Genomic DNA, 14,205 nt, shown 5'->3' with positions numbered 1-14,205 from the left:
CCCTACTCCTCCACCCGCACGGCCGGGCTCAGGTCGATCGGCAGGCGCGGGCCCTTCAGCTCGGCGTCGCCGGGCAGGCTGCGCGCGTCCCAGCCGCCGCCGAGCGCGCGCACGAGGGTGATCGCGGTGGTGAAGCGGTTGAGCCGGATCTGCAGCGCTGCGACCTCGTTCGTGAGCTGCAGGTTCTGGGCGGTCACCACCGTGGTGAAGTTCTGGGTGCCAGCCCGGTACTCGTTCAGCGTGATCTCGACCGCGCGCCGGGCGGAGGTCACGGCCTCGTCCTGCGCCGCCTGCTGGCGGGCGAGGATGCGGACGCCCGCGAGTCCGTTCTCGACCTCCGCGAAGGCCGAGAGCACGGTCTGCCGGTAGTTGGCGACCGACGCATCGTAGCCGGCGCGCGCCGCCTGGAGCGCGGCCGAGCGGGCGCCGCCGTCGAACAGGACCTCGGTGCCGGAGGCGGCGACCGACCAGACCTGGTTGGCCGCCGACAGGAGCCCGTTACGGGTCGCGCCCGAGATGCCGCCGGAGGCCGAGAGCGTCACGGTCGGGTAGAAGGCCGCGACCGCCACCCCGATCTGCTCGCTCTGCGACTGCACGAGGCGCTCGGCCTGGGCGACGTCCGGGCGCCGCTCCAGGAGGTCCGAGGGGATGCCGACCGGCACCGCGGGCGGGCGGTTCGGCAGCAGGTTGACCGGCAGCCTCAGCTCGGAGGGCGGGCGCCCGATCAGCGTCGCGATGGCGTGCTCGAAGGTCGCCCGGGTGAGGCCGACCGCGACCGCGGAGGCCTGCGTGGTCTGGACCTGGGTCTGGGCGGTGATCACGTCGGAGCGGGCGGCGACGCCCGCGTTGTACTGGTTCTCGGTGATCTGGAGCGTGCGCTTGAAGTTCTCGACGTTCTCGTTGAGCAGCTTCTGCAGCGAGTCGGCGTAGCGCAGCGAGAAGTAGTTCGTCGCGACCTCCGCCTGGATGGCGAGCCGGGTCAGCGCCAGCTGCGCGGCATCCGCCTGGGCCAGGGCCGTCTGGCTCTCGAGGTTGCGCCGGATCCCGCCGAACAGGTCGAGTTCCCAGCTCGCCTGGCCGAGCAGCGCCACGCTGGTGCGCTCGGTGCCGGCGACGCGCTGGCGCGTGATGGAGGGCGCGCCGACGACGGTCGGGTAGAGCGCGGCACGGGCCTGCTCGACGATGGCGCGGGCCTGCCGGTAGGCTGCGACCGACTGGCGGAGCGTCTGGTTGTCCACATCGACGAGGCGGATCAGCCGGTCGAGGGCCGGGTCGTTGAACACGCGCCACCAGTCGCCGCGCTCGGCGTGGTCGTTGGGGGCGGCGGCGCGCCAGTTCTTCCTCGCTGCCACCTGCGCCGCGCTGTCCTCGCGGGCGCCGCCCTGCTTGAAGGCGAGCGGGGTCTCGACGGAGGGGCGCGAATAGTCCGGGCCGACGACGCAGCCGGTGAGGGCGGTGAGGGCCAGCGCGAGCGCGATCCCCCTCCCCCCTCTGCGGAGGAGGGTACCCTGCGAAGCAGGGCGGGCCGGGACGAAGTCCCGCAAGAGGGGAGCCCGGCTTCCAGCCAGGGCGCAGCCTGCATGAAGGGCGCGCTTTATCCTGAAGCGGTGTCCCCTCTCTGCGGGACTTCGTCCCGACCGACTCCTGCTCACGCAGGGGCCACCCTCCCCCGCAGAGGGGGGAGGGAGGGTGGCCTGTCCGGCAGCTGGTCGCGTCGAGCGGGTTCCTTCCCCACGAGGCGGGGAGGGCGTCTTCAAGACGTCCGACACGCTCACTCCCCCGCCTGCAGCACCGCGGGTCCGCCCCGCCGACGGCGCCGGGCGTTGACCCGGTGCCGGAGCCGGTCGAGGGCGAGGTAGACGACGGGGGTGGTGTAGAGGGTCAGGATCTGGCTCACGATCAGGCCGCCCACGATGGCGATGCCGAGGGGCTGGCGCAGCTCGGCGCCCTCGCCGCCGCCGACGATCAGCGGCGCCGCACCGAGCAGTGCGGCCAAGGTTGTCATCATGATCGGGCGGAAGCGCAAGAGGCAGGCCTCGGTGATCGACTCCGCCGGCGCGAGCCCGCGCGTGCGCTCGGCGTCGAGGGCGAAGTCGACCATCATGATCGCGTTCTTCTTCACGATGCCGATGAGCAGGAACACCGCGATGAGCGCCACGATCGAGAACTCGGTGCCGGTCACCAAGAGCGCCAGCACCGCGCCGATGCCGGCCGAGGGCAGCGTCGAGAGGATGGTGAGCGGGTGCACGAAGCTCTCGTACAGGATGCCGAGCACCGCGTAGACGGCCAGGATCGCGGCCAGGATCAGCAGCGGCTGGCGCGATGCGCTCGACTGGTAGTTCTTCGCCGCGCCCGAGTACGAGCCGTGGATCGTGGCCGGCAGGCGCAGTTCCGCCATCGCCCGCTCGATCGCCGCGGTCGCGTCCGACAGGCTCTTGCCGGGCGCGAGGTTGAACGAGATCGTGGTCGCCACGAACAGGCCCTGGTGGCTCACCTGCACGGGCGCGTTGCCGGTCTCGAAGCGGGCGAAGGCCGAGAGCGGAATCATGGTCTCCTTGGCGGAGGAGACGGGCGCGGCCGAGGAGGCGCCGCCCTTGGACGCCGCGATGGCGTTGGCCGCGGCGTTCCGGGCGGAATCGGCCGCGATGGCCGAGGCGGTGTCGGTGGTGGTCGCCGCGCCCGTGGTGGTGGCGTTGACGTTGGCGGCCCCGCCCGCCGCCACCGTGCCGGCGACCGCGTTGGTGGTGGCCGAGCCCCGCGCCTTGCCGCCCGAGGTCGAGATGTAGATCTGCTTCAGGCTCTCCGGCGTCTCCAGGTAGCGCGGGTCGATCTCCATCACGACGTGGTACTGGTTCAGCGGGTTGTAGATCGTCGAGACCTGCCGCTGGCCGAAGGCGTCGTAGAGGGTGTTGTCGATCTTGTCGGGGGTGATGCCGTACCGGAAGGCGGTGGCCCGGTCGATCACGATGCGGCTCTCCAGGCCCCCCTCCTGCTGGTCGGAGGTGACGTCGGAGAAGGTCGGGTCCTTCTGCAGCATCGCGACGAGCTTCGGCGCCGCCGCGTAGAGCTCCGCCGCGGTGTCGCCCTGGAGGCTGTACTGGTACTGGGCGAAGCTCTGGCGCCCGCCCATCTGCAGGTCCTGGCGCGGGAAGACGTAGAGGCGCGCGCCCGCCACCCGCGCGAGCTTCGGGCGCAGCCGGTTCATCACGGTCGAGATCGGGTCGCGCTCGGAGCGGGGCTTAAGGCCGATGAAGGCGTTGGCGGAGTTGGTGCCGCGGCCGCCCGTGAAGGCGACGACGCTGTCCACCGCCGGGTCCGCCTGCACGATGGCCGCGGCCTCGCGCATCTTCTTCTCCATGGACTGGAACGAGATGCGCTGGTCGGCCTGGATGCCGCCCATCATCTGGCCCGTGTCCTGCTCGGGGAAGAAGCCCTTCGGCACGATGACGTAGAGGTAGACGTTGAGGCCCACCGTCGCCAGCAGCGAGAGCAGCACGAGGCGGGGATGGCGCAGCGCGATGGTGAGCGTGCGGGCGTAGGCCCGGAGCATCGCCTCGAAGCCGCCCTCCAGCGCGCGCAGCACGATGTTCGGGCGCCCGGCCTGCCGCTCGGGCCTGAGGAGGCGCGCGCACATCATCGGCGTGGTGGTGAGCGAGAGCACCAGCGAGATCAGGATCGCCAGCGACAGGGTGAGCGAGAATTCGAGGAAGATGCGCCCGACGAGGCCGCCCATCAGCAGGATCGGCAGGAACACGGCGACGAGCGACAGGCTCATCGACACCACCGTGAAGCCGACCTCGCGCGCGCCCGCGAGCGCCGCCTCGACGCGCGACTTGCCCATCTCGATGTGGCGCTGGATGTTCTCCAGCACCACGATGGCGTCGTCCACCACGAAGCCCGTGCCGATGATCAGCGCCATCAGCGACAGGATGTTGAGCGAGAAGCCCAGCAGGTACATCGCCGAGAAGGTGCCGACGATCGAGATCGGCACCGCGACCGCCGGGATCAGCGTGGCCCTGGCCGAGCGCAGGAAGGCGTAGACCACCAGGATCACCAGGGCGACGGCGATCAGCAGGGTCTCTTCGGTCGCCGCGAGCGTCGCCCGAATGGTGGCGCTGCGGTCGCCCGTCAGCTTGATCTCGATGCCGCCGGGCAGCGCCGCCGCGATCTGCGGCAGCGCGTCCTTCACGCCCTTGATCGTCTCGACGACGTTCGAGCCCGGCTGCTTGTAGACGAACAGGATCACGCCTTGCCGGCCGTTGACGAGGCCGAGGTTGCGCCGGTCCTCGACCCCGTCCTTGATCTTGCCGACATCGGTGAGGCGCACCGCCGCCCCGTTGCGGTAGGCCACCACGATGTCGCGGTAATCCTCGGCCTTGCGGCCCTGATCGTTGGCGTAGAGCTGGTAGCGGCGGTCGCCGACGTCGATGTCGCCCTTGGGCGAGTTGGCGTTGGCGGAGGCGAGCGCCGCCCGGATGCCCTCGAGCCCGATGCCGTAGTTGAAGAGCGCGGTCGGATCGAGTTCGACGCGCACCGCCGGGAGCGAGGAGCCGCCGATATCGACGTTGCCGACGCCCGGCAGCTGCGAGAGCTTCTGCTGCACGACCGTGGCGGCGGAATCGTAAAGCTGGCCCGGCGTCAGCGTGTCCGAGGTCAGCCCCAGGATGATGATCGGCGACTCGGCGGGGTTGAACTTGCGGTAGGTCGGGTTGGTGCGCAGCGCGGAGGGCAGGTCGGCGCGCGCGGCGTTGATCGCCGCCTGCACGTCGCGGGCGGCCCCGTCGATGTCGCGGTTGAGCCCGAACAGGAGGACGATGCGCACCGTGCCGAGCGAGCTCGTGGACGTCATCTCGTTGACGTCCGCGATGGCGCCGAGCCGGCGCTCGAGCGGCGCCGCGACCGTAGTGGCCATGGTCTCGGGGGAAGCGCCTGCCATCTGCGCCTGGACGAGGATGACCGGGAAATCGACCTGCGGCAGCGGCGCCACCGGCAGTTTCAGGAAGGCGAAGATGCCGGCGAGCAGCACGCCGATGGTCAGCAGCGTGGTCGCCACCGGGCGCCGGATGAAGGGCTCGGAGATGTTCACGGGAGGGGGCTCCCCGCGCGCCCCGCCTGCCCTCCCCCCTCTGCGGGGGAGGGTGGGCCGGCCGTCAGGCCGGGTCGGTCGGGACAAAGTCCCGCAGAGAGGGGAGCGACGGTGCCGGACAGATCGCGACCCTGCCGCGCCGCGACGGCCGCGCCGACCCTGTCGAGGACGAGAGCAAGATTACTCAGAACAAGGTCGTTCGGGAAACGCAGGATCTCGAAGCCTTGCGCGCGGAGCCAGGCATCGCGCGCGGCGTCGCGGTCGCGGCGCGCGTCCACCTCGTGGGGGGCACCGTCGAGTTCCACAATCAGACGGGCGCAGGCACAGAGGAAGTCGGCGATATAGGGCGGGATCGGAACCTGGCGCCGGAACTTCAGCCCGCGGAAGCGGCCGCCGCGCACCTGCTGCCAGAGCGCGTCCTCGGCCTTGGTGCGAAGCTGGCGCTGCTCCCGGGCGAAGGCGCGCAGATGCGGGGTGGGCTTGGCGAACCGCCCGTCATCGCGCGCCGCCCCCGTGCCGGAAGCCGGGTTCCCCTCTCCCGACCCCCTTCGGGGGCCACCCTCCCCCGCAGAGGGGGGAGGGAGTTCTGCAGAAGCGTCGCGCCTCACGGCAGCGCCTCGCTCGCGCCGAGGTCCGGCCCGCGGCGGCCCGTGACGCGGCGCTCCAGCCGGTCGAAGGCGAGGTAGATCACAGGCGTCGTGAACAGCGTCAGCACCTGGCTGACGATCAGGCCGCCCGCGATGCAGATGCCGAGCGGCTGGCGCAGCTCGGAACCCACGCCCGTGCCGAAGATCATCGGAAGGGCCGCGAACAGGGCGGCCAAGGTCGTCATCAGGATCGGGCGGAAGCGCAGCAGGCAGGCCTGGTAGATGGCCTCGCGCGGATCCATCCCGTCCTCGCGCTCGGCCTGGAGCGCGAAGTCGATCATCATGATCGCGTTCTTCTTCACGATGCCGATGAGGAGCACGATGCCGATGATCGCGATGATGTCGAGCGAGAGCCCGAACAGCATCAGGCCGAGCAGCGCCCCGATGCCCGCCGAGGGCAGCGTCGACAGGATCGTGATCGGGTGGATGAAGCTCTCGTAGAGCACGCCGAGCACGATGTAGACGGTCACGATCGCGGCCATGACCAGGAACAGCTCGTTGCCGAGTGCCGCCTGGAAGGCGAAGACCGAGCCCTGCGGCACCACCCGGAAGGAATCCGGCAGGCCGATCTCGGCCTTGGCCTTATCGATCGCCCCGATCGCCTCGCCGAGCGCGGCGCCGGGCGCGAGGTTGAACGACACGGTGGTGGCCGGGAACTGGCCGAGATGCGAGATCAGCAGCGGGGCCCGCCGCTCCGAGACCCGCGCCACCGCCGAGAGCGGCACCTGCCCGTTGGTCGCGGTGGAGGAGGGCAGGTAGATCGTGTCGAGGCTGTCCAGCGTCCGGTGCAAAGCCGGGTCGGCCTCGAGGATCACCCGGTACTGGTTCGACTGGGTGAAGATCGTCGAGATGATGCGCTGGCCGAAGGCGTCGTAGAGGGCGTTGTCGATGGTCGCCGGCGTGATGCCGTAGCGGCCGGCCGTCGGCCGGTCGATGGTGATGTAGGCGGCCAAGCCCTGGCCCTGGTAGTCGTTGGCCACGTCCGCGACGACGGGCGAGCGCGCCAGCGCCTCGGTGAAGCGCGGCACCCAGGTCTCGAACGCGTCGAGGTTCGGGCTCTCCAGGATGACTTGGTACTGGGTCGCCGAGACCGCCGTGTCGATGGTCAGATCCTGTACCGGCTGCAGGAACAGGCGCACGCCGCTGATCTCGGCGCTCGCCCGGTTGATGCGCCGGATGATCTCGGAGGCGCCGGCCGTGCGCGCCTCCCGGGGCTTCAGGTTGATCAGGAAGCGGCCGGAATTGAGCGTGACGTTCGATCCGTCGACCCCGATGAAGGAGGTCAGGCTCTGCACGTCCGGATCCTGCAGGATCGCGCGGGCCAGCGCCTGCTGGCGCTCGGCCATGGCGGCGTAGGAGACGGATTGGTCGGCCTGGCTCACGCCCTGGATCACGCCCGTGTCCTGCACGGGGAAGAAGCCCTTCGGGATGACCACGAACAGGTAGCCGGTGAGCGCCACCGTGCCGAGGGTGACGAGGAGCGTCAGGCCCTGGTGGGCGAGCACGACGCGCAAAGCCCGGCCGTAGGCCGCGATCGTGCCCTCCGTGGCCTGCCGGCCGAGGCGGGCGAGGACGCCCTCGCGCCGCTCGGCCCGGTGCGCCGGCTCGTGCTTGAGCAGCCGCGCGCAGAGCATCGGCACCAGCGTCAGCGAGACCACCGCCGAGATCACGATGGTGGCCGCCAGCGTGATGGCGAATTCGTGGAACAGGCGCCCGACCACGTCGCCCATGAACAGGAGCGGGATCAGCACCGCGATGAGCGACACGGTGAGCGAGATGATGGTGAAGCCGATCTCGCGCGAGCCCTTGAGAGCCGCCTGCAGCGGGCTCTCGCCCTCCTCGACGTGGCGGGCGATGTTCTCGATCACCACGATGGCATCGTCCACCACGAAGCCCGTCGCGATGGTGAGCGCCATCAGCGAGAGGTTGTCGAGGGAGAAGCCGTAGAGGTCCATCACGGGCAGGGCGCCAATGAGGGAGAGCGGCACCGAAAGGCTCGGGATCAGCGTCGCGGAGAACGAGCGCAAGAACAGGAAGATCACCATCACGACGAGCGCGATGGCGAGGCCGAGCTCGAACTGCACGTCGTGCACCGAGGCGCGGATCGTGGTGGTGCGGTCGGTGAGCAGGCTGATCTGCACGGCTGCCGGCATCGAGCCCTGGAGCTGGGGCAGCAGCGCCTTGATCTTGTCGACGGTGGCGATGACGTTGGCGCCGGGCTGGCGCTGGATGTTGAGGATGACCGCGGGCGTCTCGTCGGCCCAGGCGCCGAGCTTGGTGTTCTCGGGGGCGTCCACCACCTCGGCCACGTCCGAGAGTCGGACCGGCGCGCCGTTGCGGTAGGCGATGATGGCGTCCCGGTAGGTCGCCGGGTCGCGGATCTGGTCGTTGGCGTTGATCGCGTAGGACTGCTTCGGCCCGTCGATGTTGCCCTTCGGCGTGTTGACGTTGAGGTTGGTGATGGTGGTGCGCAGATCGTCGATGTTGAGGCCGTAGGCGGCCAGCGCCCGGGAATTGAAGCGCACCCGCACGGCCGGGCGCTGGCCGCCCGAGATGCTCACCAGGCCGACGCCCGCGACCTGGCTGATCTTCTGGGCAAGCCGGGTCTCGGCGAGATCGCGCACCTGGATCAGCGGCAGGGTCTTGGAGGTCAGCGCCAGCGTCAGCACCGGCGCGTCGGCCGGGTTCACCTTGGCGTAGATCGGCGGCGCCGGCAGGTCCGAGGGCAGGAGGTTGCCGGCCGCGTTGATCGCCGCCTGGACCTGCTGCTCGGCGATGTCGAGGGGCAGATCCAGGCTGAACTGGAGCGTGATGACCGAGGCGCCGGCCGACGACTGCGAGGTCATCTGGTTCAGGTTGGCGAGTTGCCCGAACTGCCGCTCCAGCGGCGCGGTCACCGCCGAGGTCATCACCTCGGGGCTGGCGCCCGGATAGAAGGTCTGGACCTGGATCGTCGGGTAATCGACGGAGGGCAGGGCCGAAACCGGCAGGTTCAGGTACGACACCCCGCCGACGATCAGGATCGCCAGCATCAGGAGCGTGGTCGCGACCGGCCGCAGGATGAAGAGGCGGGAGGGGTTCACGGCGCGACGCCCGTGCGAAGGTCGACAGCCCCTCTCCCCGCCTGCGGGGAGAGGGTCGCGACGACCTCGTCGTCGTCGCGACAAGCGGTAGCGGGGGTGAGGGGGCCTGAGCGGAAGAGGCTCCTCCGTCGAAGCCCCCTCACCCCCGCGTCGATCCCTTCGGGATCGATACGCAGGCTCGCTTCATGCCCCGACGAGGGGGCATGAAGCCCTCTCCCCGCACGGCGGGGAGAGGGGAACACAGCCGTGAAGGGCAGCCCGTGCATGGCGCCGCTCACTGCGCCTGCCGCCGACGGCCCCGGCGCTCTCCGCTCTCACTCGGACCCGCGGCGGGCGTCTGGGCTGGCGCCGCGTCGGCCGCGCTGCCCGGCTCACTGGACTGCGCCGTCGCGCCGCTCGTCACCCGCACGGGCGCGCCCTCGCGGAGGCGGTCGGTGCCGTCCGTGACCACCCGGTCGCCGGGCTTCAGGCCCGACAGCACCACGGTCCGGGTGCCGTCCGTCTCGCCGGTCTTGATCGGACGGACCGTGACCTTGTTGTCCCCGTCCATCAGGTAGACGTAGGTGCCGGGCGTACCCTGGAGCAGCGCGGCGTTCGGCACCAGGGCCGCGTCCTTCACGGTCTCGACGGTCAGCTTGGCGTTCACGAACTGGTTCGGGAACAGCGCCTCGTCGTCGTTCTGGAACAGGGCGCGCAGCTTCACCGTGCCGGTTGTCACGTCGATCTGGTTGTCGACCGTGTCGAGAGCACCGCTCGCGATCTCGTGGGCGTCGCCCCGGTCGTAGGCCCGGACAGTCAGCTTGGCGCCGGCCCGCACCTGTCGCATCACCCGGGCGACGTCGTCCTCCGGCAGGGTGAACACCACCGAGATCGGGTGGAGCTGCGTCACCACCACGATCGCGGTCGAGCCCGCCGTGACGTAGTTGCCGACATCGACCTGACGCAGGCCGACGCGTCCGTCCACCGGCGAGACGATGCGGGTGTAGGTGATGTTGAGCTTCTGCTGATCGACGAGCGCCTGGTCGGCCGCGACCGTGCCCTCGTTCTGCTTCACCAGAGCGCCCTGTGTGTCGACGTTCTGCTTCGAGATCGAGTCCTGCTGCGACAGGCGCCGGAAGCGATCGAGGTCGAGCCGCGAGTTCTGCAACAGCGCCTGATCGCGGGCGAGCTGGCCCTGGTACTGGGCGAGCAGCGCCTCGTAGGGACGCGAGTCGATCTGGGCGAGGTAGTCGCCCCGCTTCACCATCTGGCCCTCGCGGAACCCGATCTCGGTGAGATAGCCGCTGATCTGCGAGCGCATGGTCACGGTGGCGAGCGGCGTCACCGTGCCGAGGCCCTGGAGCACCACCGGAACGTCGCCGGTCGTCACCGCGGCGATGCCGACCGCCTGGGGCATGTCGTGGCTGCCGCGCGCACCGCGCCCACCGCCGCGGCCCGAAGTCGCCGCAACCTCGCCCTCAGGCTTCGCCTGCCGCGCCTCGTACCAGCGGTGGCCGATCGCGCCGAGACCCAGCAGCGCCAGGAGCACGAGCATCCAGCGCAGCGGGCGGACGCGTCGCCGCGTGGGGAGTGCGGGCGCCTCCGGCTGGAAGGCCCGCGCCCGGTCGGTGCGGATCGGTGAACTCTCGTTCATGCCCTGTGAGAACTCTGCATCCCGCGGCCCGACCCGGCCGCTCTCCCCCGTTCCGCGCGTCGCGGCGGATCCGTCGTCGCGCCCATCATGGCGCGCGAGGCACCACCACACAGGTGGTGCCGGCCCAATGCGGTGTCAGTAGGGCCCGGACGTTTCGCGCATGTTGCCGGATTCGCCCGGCGGCCGATCCGCGCCGTAGTGGCGCACCACCTCGCGGAAGGAGGCATCGGCCGGCGTCACCGGCAGGGCGAGCCGCAGGGCGAGACCTGCGAGGCCGGTCGCGAGGGCGAGGAGCAGGCAGGTCCGCATCGGCGTCCGCTTCGATCGTGTCCGCCGCTTGTATCCCGGATCGGCCGCGGACGCGAAAAGGGCCGCCAACGGATTGGCGGCCCTATCCACGACCGGAGCGGCGCTTCAACGAGGCTGGACGAGGGGGCAAAGTCCCGCCCCGCGAAGCGCCGTCCCAGCCGTGTGTCAGGAGAATTGGCTCACGACTGATGAAAGTCAACAATCGTCAGCTCGCGATGCCTCGCCGGGGCCGTGCAACGTGCGGTGGCGCACCTCCGGCTCTGCACCCGCCGTCGTCCGCGCCAGTGGCTCCCGGCCACGCGGCGCCCGTGATATGGCCACCAGCCCCCTGTCGCCGCCCAGCCCCCGATGAGCCGCCCCGCCAACCCCGTCTTCGCCGACCTGCCGACCACCGTCTTCGAGACCATGTCGGCGCTCGCCCGCGCGCACGGCGCGGTCAATCTCGGCCAGGGCTTCCCGGACGATCCCGGCCCCGCCGACCTCCGGGAGATCGGCGCCCGCGCGCTCGTCACGGGCGACAACCAGTACCCGCCGATGATGGGGCTGCCCGCGCTCCGCCAGGCGGTCGCCGCCCACTACGCCCGCCACCAGGGGCTCGACCTCGATCCGGCGACCGAGGTGATGGTGACCTCCGGCGCCACCGAGGCGCTCGCCGGGGCGCTCCTCGCGCTCGTGCAGCCCGGCGACGAGGTGGTGCTGTTCGCGCCGATGTACGACGCCTACCTGCCGCTGGTGCGGCGCGCGGGCGGCGTGCCGCGGATCGTGAACCTTCGGCCGCCGGGCTTCCGCCTCGACGAAGATGCGCTCGCGGCCGTGTTCAGCGCGCGCACCCGGGTCGTCCTCCTCAACAACCCGCTCAACCCTAGCGCCACGCTGTTCGGCCGGGACGACCTCGAAATGCTCGCCGGGTTCTGCCGCCGCCACGACGTCACGGCGGTCTGCGACGAGGTCTGGGAGCACGTGGTCTTCGACGGTGCCGCGCACGTGCCGCTGATGGGCCTGCCGGGCATGCGCGAGCGCACCGTGAAGATCGGCTCGGCCGGCAAGATCTTCTCGCTCACCGGCTGGAAGGTCGGCTTCGTCATGGCGGACGCCGCCCTGATGCGGGTGCTCGCCAAGGCACACCAGTTCCTCACCTTCACCACGCCGCCGAACCTGCAGGTGGCGGTGGCCCATGGGCTCGCGAAGGAGGACGCCACCTTCCAGGCGATGCGCGCCGGCTACGCCCGCTCCCGCGACCGGCTGGCGGCGGGGCTCGCCGCCATCGGCTATCCCGTGCTGCCGGCCGGGGCGACGTGGTTCCTCAACGTCGATATCGGGGCGCTCGGCCATGCCGACGACGTCGTCTTCTGCGAGGATCTGGTGCGGCGCCACGGCGTGGCGGCGATCCCCGTGAGCGCCTTCTACCCCGACGGGTCGGTGCGCAGCCTCGTGCGCCTCTGCTTCGCCAAGTCCGACGCCACCCTCGACAGGGCGCTGGAGCGGATGGCCGGCGCCCTGGCGGGCGCCGCCTAGGGGCGGCATCCTTGCGGGGCCGCGGGGACGGGGCCACATCCAGGCTCATGAGCGCGACCCGGATTCCCGCGATGGACTTCATCAAGGCCAAGGACTTCACCCAGGGCAAGCCCCGGGCACAGGGCCCGCGCGGCGATGCAGGACAGGGCACATTCCAGGGCGCCTTCCGGACCAGCGCCGGCCGGCTCACGCTGGGCGACACCTCGCCCGAGGCGAGCCTCGTGCGGCTGGAGGCCCTGGCCCACCTCCTCGACTCGGCCTTCCTGATCCCCGGCATCAACCGGCGGGTCGGCGTCGAGGCGGTGATCGGCCTCGTGCCGATCATCGGCGACATCGCCGGCATGGCGATCTCGTCCTACATCGTCTACGAGGCGAGGCGTCTCGGCGCCCCGCGCTGGCTGATCGGCCGCATGGCGCTGAACGTCGCCTTCGACGGCGCGGTCGGCGTGGTGCCGCTGGCCGGCGACCTGTTCGACGCGGCCTTCAAGGCCAACCGGCGCAACGTGCGCCTGCTGCGCCGCTGGCTGGAGCGCAGCGGCAAACTGCGCCCGAACGAGATCGAGGGCACGGCCGTCCGGCTCGACGGCTGAGCCCTCCGCGAGGAGGGGCGGAGCCGTTGAACGAACACACCCGGCCCGATTCCGCCCGCGCTGCCGAGGCCGGGGCGCCCGCCGCCCCGATTTCCGCCCCGATGCCCGGCGCCCAGCCGGCGATCCTGCGGCCGGGGGCGACGAGCCCCTGGATGGGCCGCCGGCCGAGCCGCCCGCCGCCCCCGCCCGGCACGGCTTCCTCTCGCCCCTCAACCGGCGGCGCCTGCGCAACTTCCGCGGCAACCGGCTGGGCTACTGGTCCTTCCTGATCTTCACAGCCCTGTTCGTCGTCAGCCTGTTCGCCGAACTCATCGCCAACGACCGGCCGATCCTCGTCTCCTACAAGGGCGAGTGGCTGACGCCGGTCTTCGTGGACTATCCGGAAGAGAAGTTCGGCGGCTTCCTGGCGCAGACGGATTACCGCTCGCCCGAGATCGCCCGGGAAATCGCCGAGAACGGCTGGGCGCTCTGGCCGCCGATCCCGTTCTCCTACAACACCATCAACACCGACCTGCCGACCCCGTCCCCCTCGCCCCCGACCTGGATGCTGACGGACGCCCAGTGCAAGGCGGCGGCCGAGGCCCGCGGCGGCAGCACCTGCGCCGACATCCCCTGGCACTGGCTCGGCACCGACAACACCACCCGCGACGTGCTGGCGCGCGTGATCTACGGCTTCCGCATCTCGGTGCTGTTCGGGCTGATCCTGGCGGCCGTCTCCTCGGTCATCGGCGTGATCGCGGGCGCGGTGCAGGGCTATTTCGGCGGCTGGGTGGACTTGAGCTTCCAGCGCTTCATCGAGATCTGGGGCGGCATCCCGACCCTCTACCTGATCATCATCATCTCGGCTTTCATCGCGCCGGGCTTCTTCGTGCTGCTCGGCATCATGCTGCTATTCTCCTGGGTGGCGCTGGTCAGCGTGGTACGGGCCGAGTTCCTGCGGGCGCGCAACTTCGAGTACGTGCGCGCCGCCCGCGCGCTCGGCCTCTCCAACCTGCGCATCATGAGGGTGCACCTCCTGCCGAACGCCATGGTGGCGACGCTGACCTTCCTGCCCTTCATCCTGAACGGCTCGATCACCACGCTGACCTCCCTCGACTTCCTGGGCTTCGGCCTGCCGCCGGGCTCCCCCTCGCTCGGCGAACTGCTCGCGCAGGGCAAGGACAACCTCAACGCCCTCTGGCTGGGGCTCACCGCCTTCTTCGTCATCGCCGCGATGCTGAGCCTGCTCGTCTTCGCGGGCGAGGCGGTGCGCGACGCCTTCGACCCCCGCAAGACCTTCTCCTGAGCAAGACCTTCTGAGCGGGAGCGCCTCCGGCCGATCCACTTGCTCGACCGGAGCGCG

The 14,205-nt window shown here is 70.8% G+C and carries 9 protein-coding genes; 3 read left to right on the top strand and 6 right to left on the bottom strand.

Features of this window, described 5'->3' with window-relative positions:
- Window positions 1-2: 2 nt before the first annotated feature.
- The 6 genes from DK427_RS03085 to DK427_RS26615 all read right to left on the bottom strand — a co-directional run bounded on the left by DK427_RS03085 (window position 3) and on the right by DK427_RS26615 (window position 10,758).
- Window positions 3-1,478, bottom strand: a complete 1,476-nt coding sequence (locus DK427_RS03085; protein ID WP_162559902.1) for an efflux transporter outer membrane subunit — start codon at window positions 1,476-1,478, stop codon at window positions 3-5.
- A 293-nt stretch (window positions 1,479-1,771) separates the two neighbouring features.
- Window positions 1,772-5,086 carry an efflux RND transporter permease subunit gene (locus DK427_RS03080; protein WP_109949979.1) on the bottom strand — a complete coding sequence of 1,105 codons (3,315 nt, stop codon included), beginning with the start codon at window positions 5,084-5,086 and terminating at the stop codon, window positions 1,772-1,774.
- The gene (locus DK427_RS03075) at window positions 5,083-5,694 is read right to left on the bottom strand and encodes an endonuclease domain-containing protein (protein WP_245930779.1); all 612 of its coding nucleotides are present in this window, start codon (window positions 5,692-5,694) and stop codon (window positions 5,083-5,085) included. The genes DK427_RS03080 and DK427_RS03075 overlap by 4 nt, the downstream gene beginning before the upstream one ends.
- Window positions 5,691-8,816 (bottom strand): MdtB/MuxB family multidrug efflux RND transporter permease subunit, encoded by a 3,126-nt coding sequence (locus tag DK427_RS03070; protein WP_109949978.1) that lies wholly within the window; start codon window positions 8,814-8,816, stop codon window positions 5,691-5,693. The genes DK427_RS03075 and DK427_RS03070 overlap by 4 nt, the downstream gene beginning before the upstream one ends.
- A gap of 274 nt (window positions 8,817-9,090) precedes the next feature.
- Complete coding sequence (locus tag DK427_RS03065) at window positions 9,091-10,449, bottom strand: MdtA/MuxA family multidrug efflux RND transporter periplasmic adaptor subunit (protein ID WP_109949977.1); 1,359 nt, start codon at window positions 10,447-10,449, stop codon at window positions 9,091-9,093.
- A 135-nt stretch (window positions 10,450-10,584) separates the two neighbouring features.
- The gene (locus DK427_RS26615; protein ID WP_204165254.1) at window positions 10,585-10,758 is read right to left on the bottom strand and encodes a hypothetical protein; all 174 of its coding nucleotides are present in this window, start codon (window positions 10,756-10,758) and stop codon (window positions 10,585-10,587) included.
- A 348-nt stretch (window positions 10,759-11,106) separates the two neighbouring features.
- Here DK427_RS26615 and DK427_RS03060 point away from each other — a divergent pair, with 348 nt between their 5' ends.
- The 3 genes from DK427_RS03060 to DK427_RS03050 all read left to right on the top strand — a co-directional run bounded on the left by DK427_RS03060 (window position 11,107) and on the right by DK427_RS03050 (window position 14,148).
- On the top strand, window positions 11,107-12,273 hold the full coding sequence (locus DK427_RS03060; protein ID WP_109949976.1) for an aminotransferase: 1,167 nt from the start codon (window positions 11,107-11,109) through the stop codon (window positions 12,271-12,273).
- Between the two features lie 71 nt (window positions 12,274-12,344).
- A complete protein-coding gene (locus tag DK427_RS03055) occupies window positions 12,345-12,863 on the top strand; it encodes a DUF4112 domain-containing protein (RefSeq protein WP_109949975.1) in 519 nt (172 codons plus the stop codon).
- 148 nt (window positions 12,864-13,011) lie between these two features.
- Complete coding sequence (locus DK427_RS03050) at window positions 13,012-14,148, top strand: ABC transporter permease (RefSeq protein WP_109949974.1); 1,137 nt, start codon at window positions 13,012-13,014, stop codon at window positions 14,146-14,148.
- The last annotated feature ends 57 nt before the right edge of the window (window positions 14,149-14,205 follow it).

Origin of the sequence: Methylobacterium radiodurans (assembly GCF_003173735.1) — a bacterium.
GTDB lineage: Bacteria > Pseudomonadota > Alphaproteobacteria > Rhizobiales > Beijerinckiaceae > Methylobacterium > Methylobacterium radiodurans.
The sequence above is the reverse complement of the archived record's forward strand: the minus strand, read 5'-3'. Positions and strand labels throughout refer to the sequence as shown.

Bases quoted from the DNA above. Each gene is read 5' to 3' on its own strand.
- DK427_RS03065 (WP_109949977.1), bottom strand. From the start codon at position 10,449: ATGAACGAGAGTTCACCGATCCGCACCGACCGGGCGCGGGCCTTCCAG.
- DK427_RS26615 (WP_204165254.1), bottom strand. From the start codon at position 10,758: ATGCGGACCTGCCTGCTCCTCGCCCTCGCGACCGGCCTCGCAGGTCTC.
- DK427_RS03060 (WP_109949976.1), top strand. From the start codon at position 11,107: ATGAGCCGCCCCGCCAACCCCGTCTTCGCCGACCTGCCGACCACCGTC.
- DK427_RS03055 (WP_109949975.1), top strand. From the start codon at position 12,345: ATGGACTTCATCAAGGCCAAGGACTTCACCCAGGGCAAGCCCCGGGCA.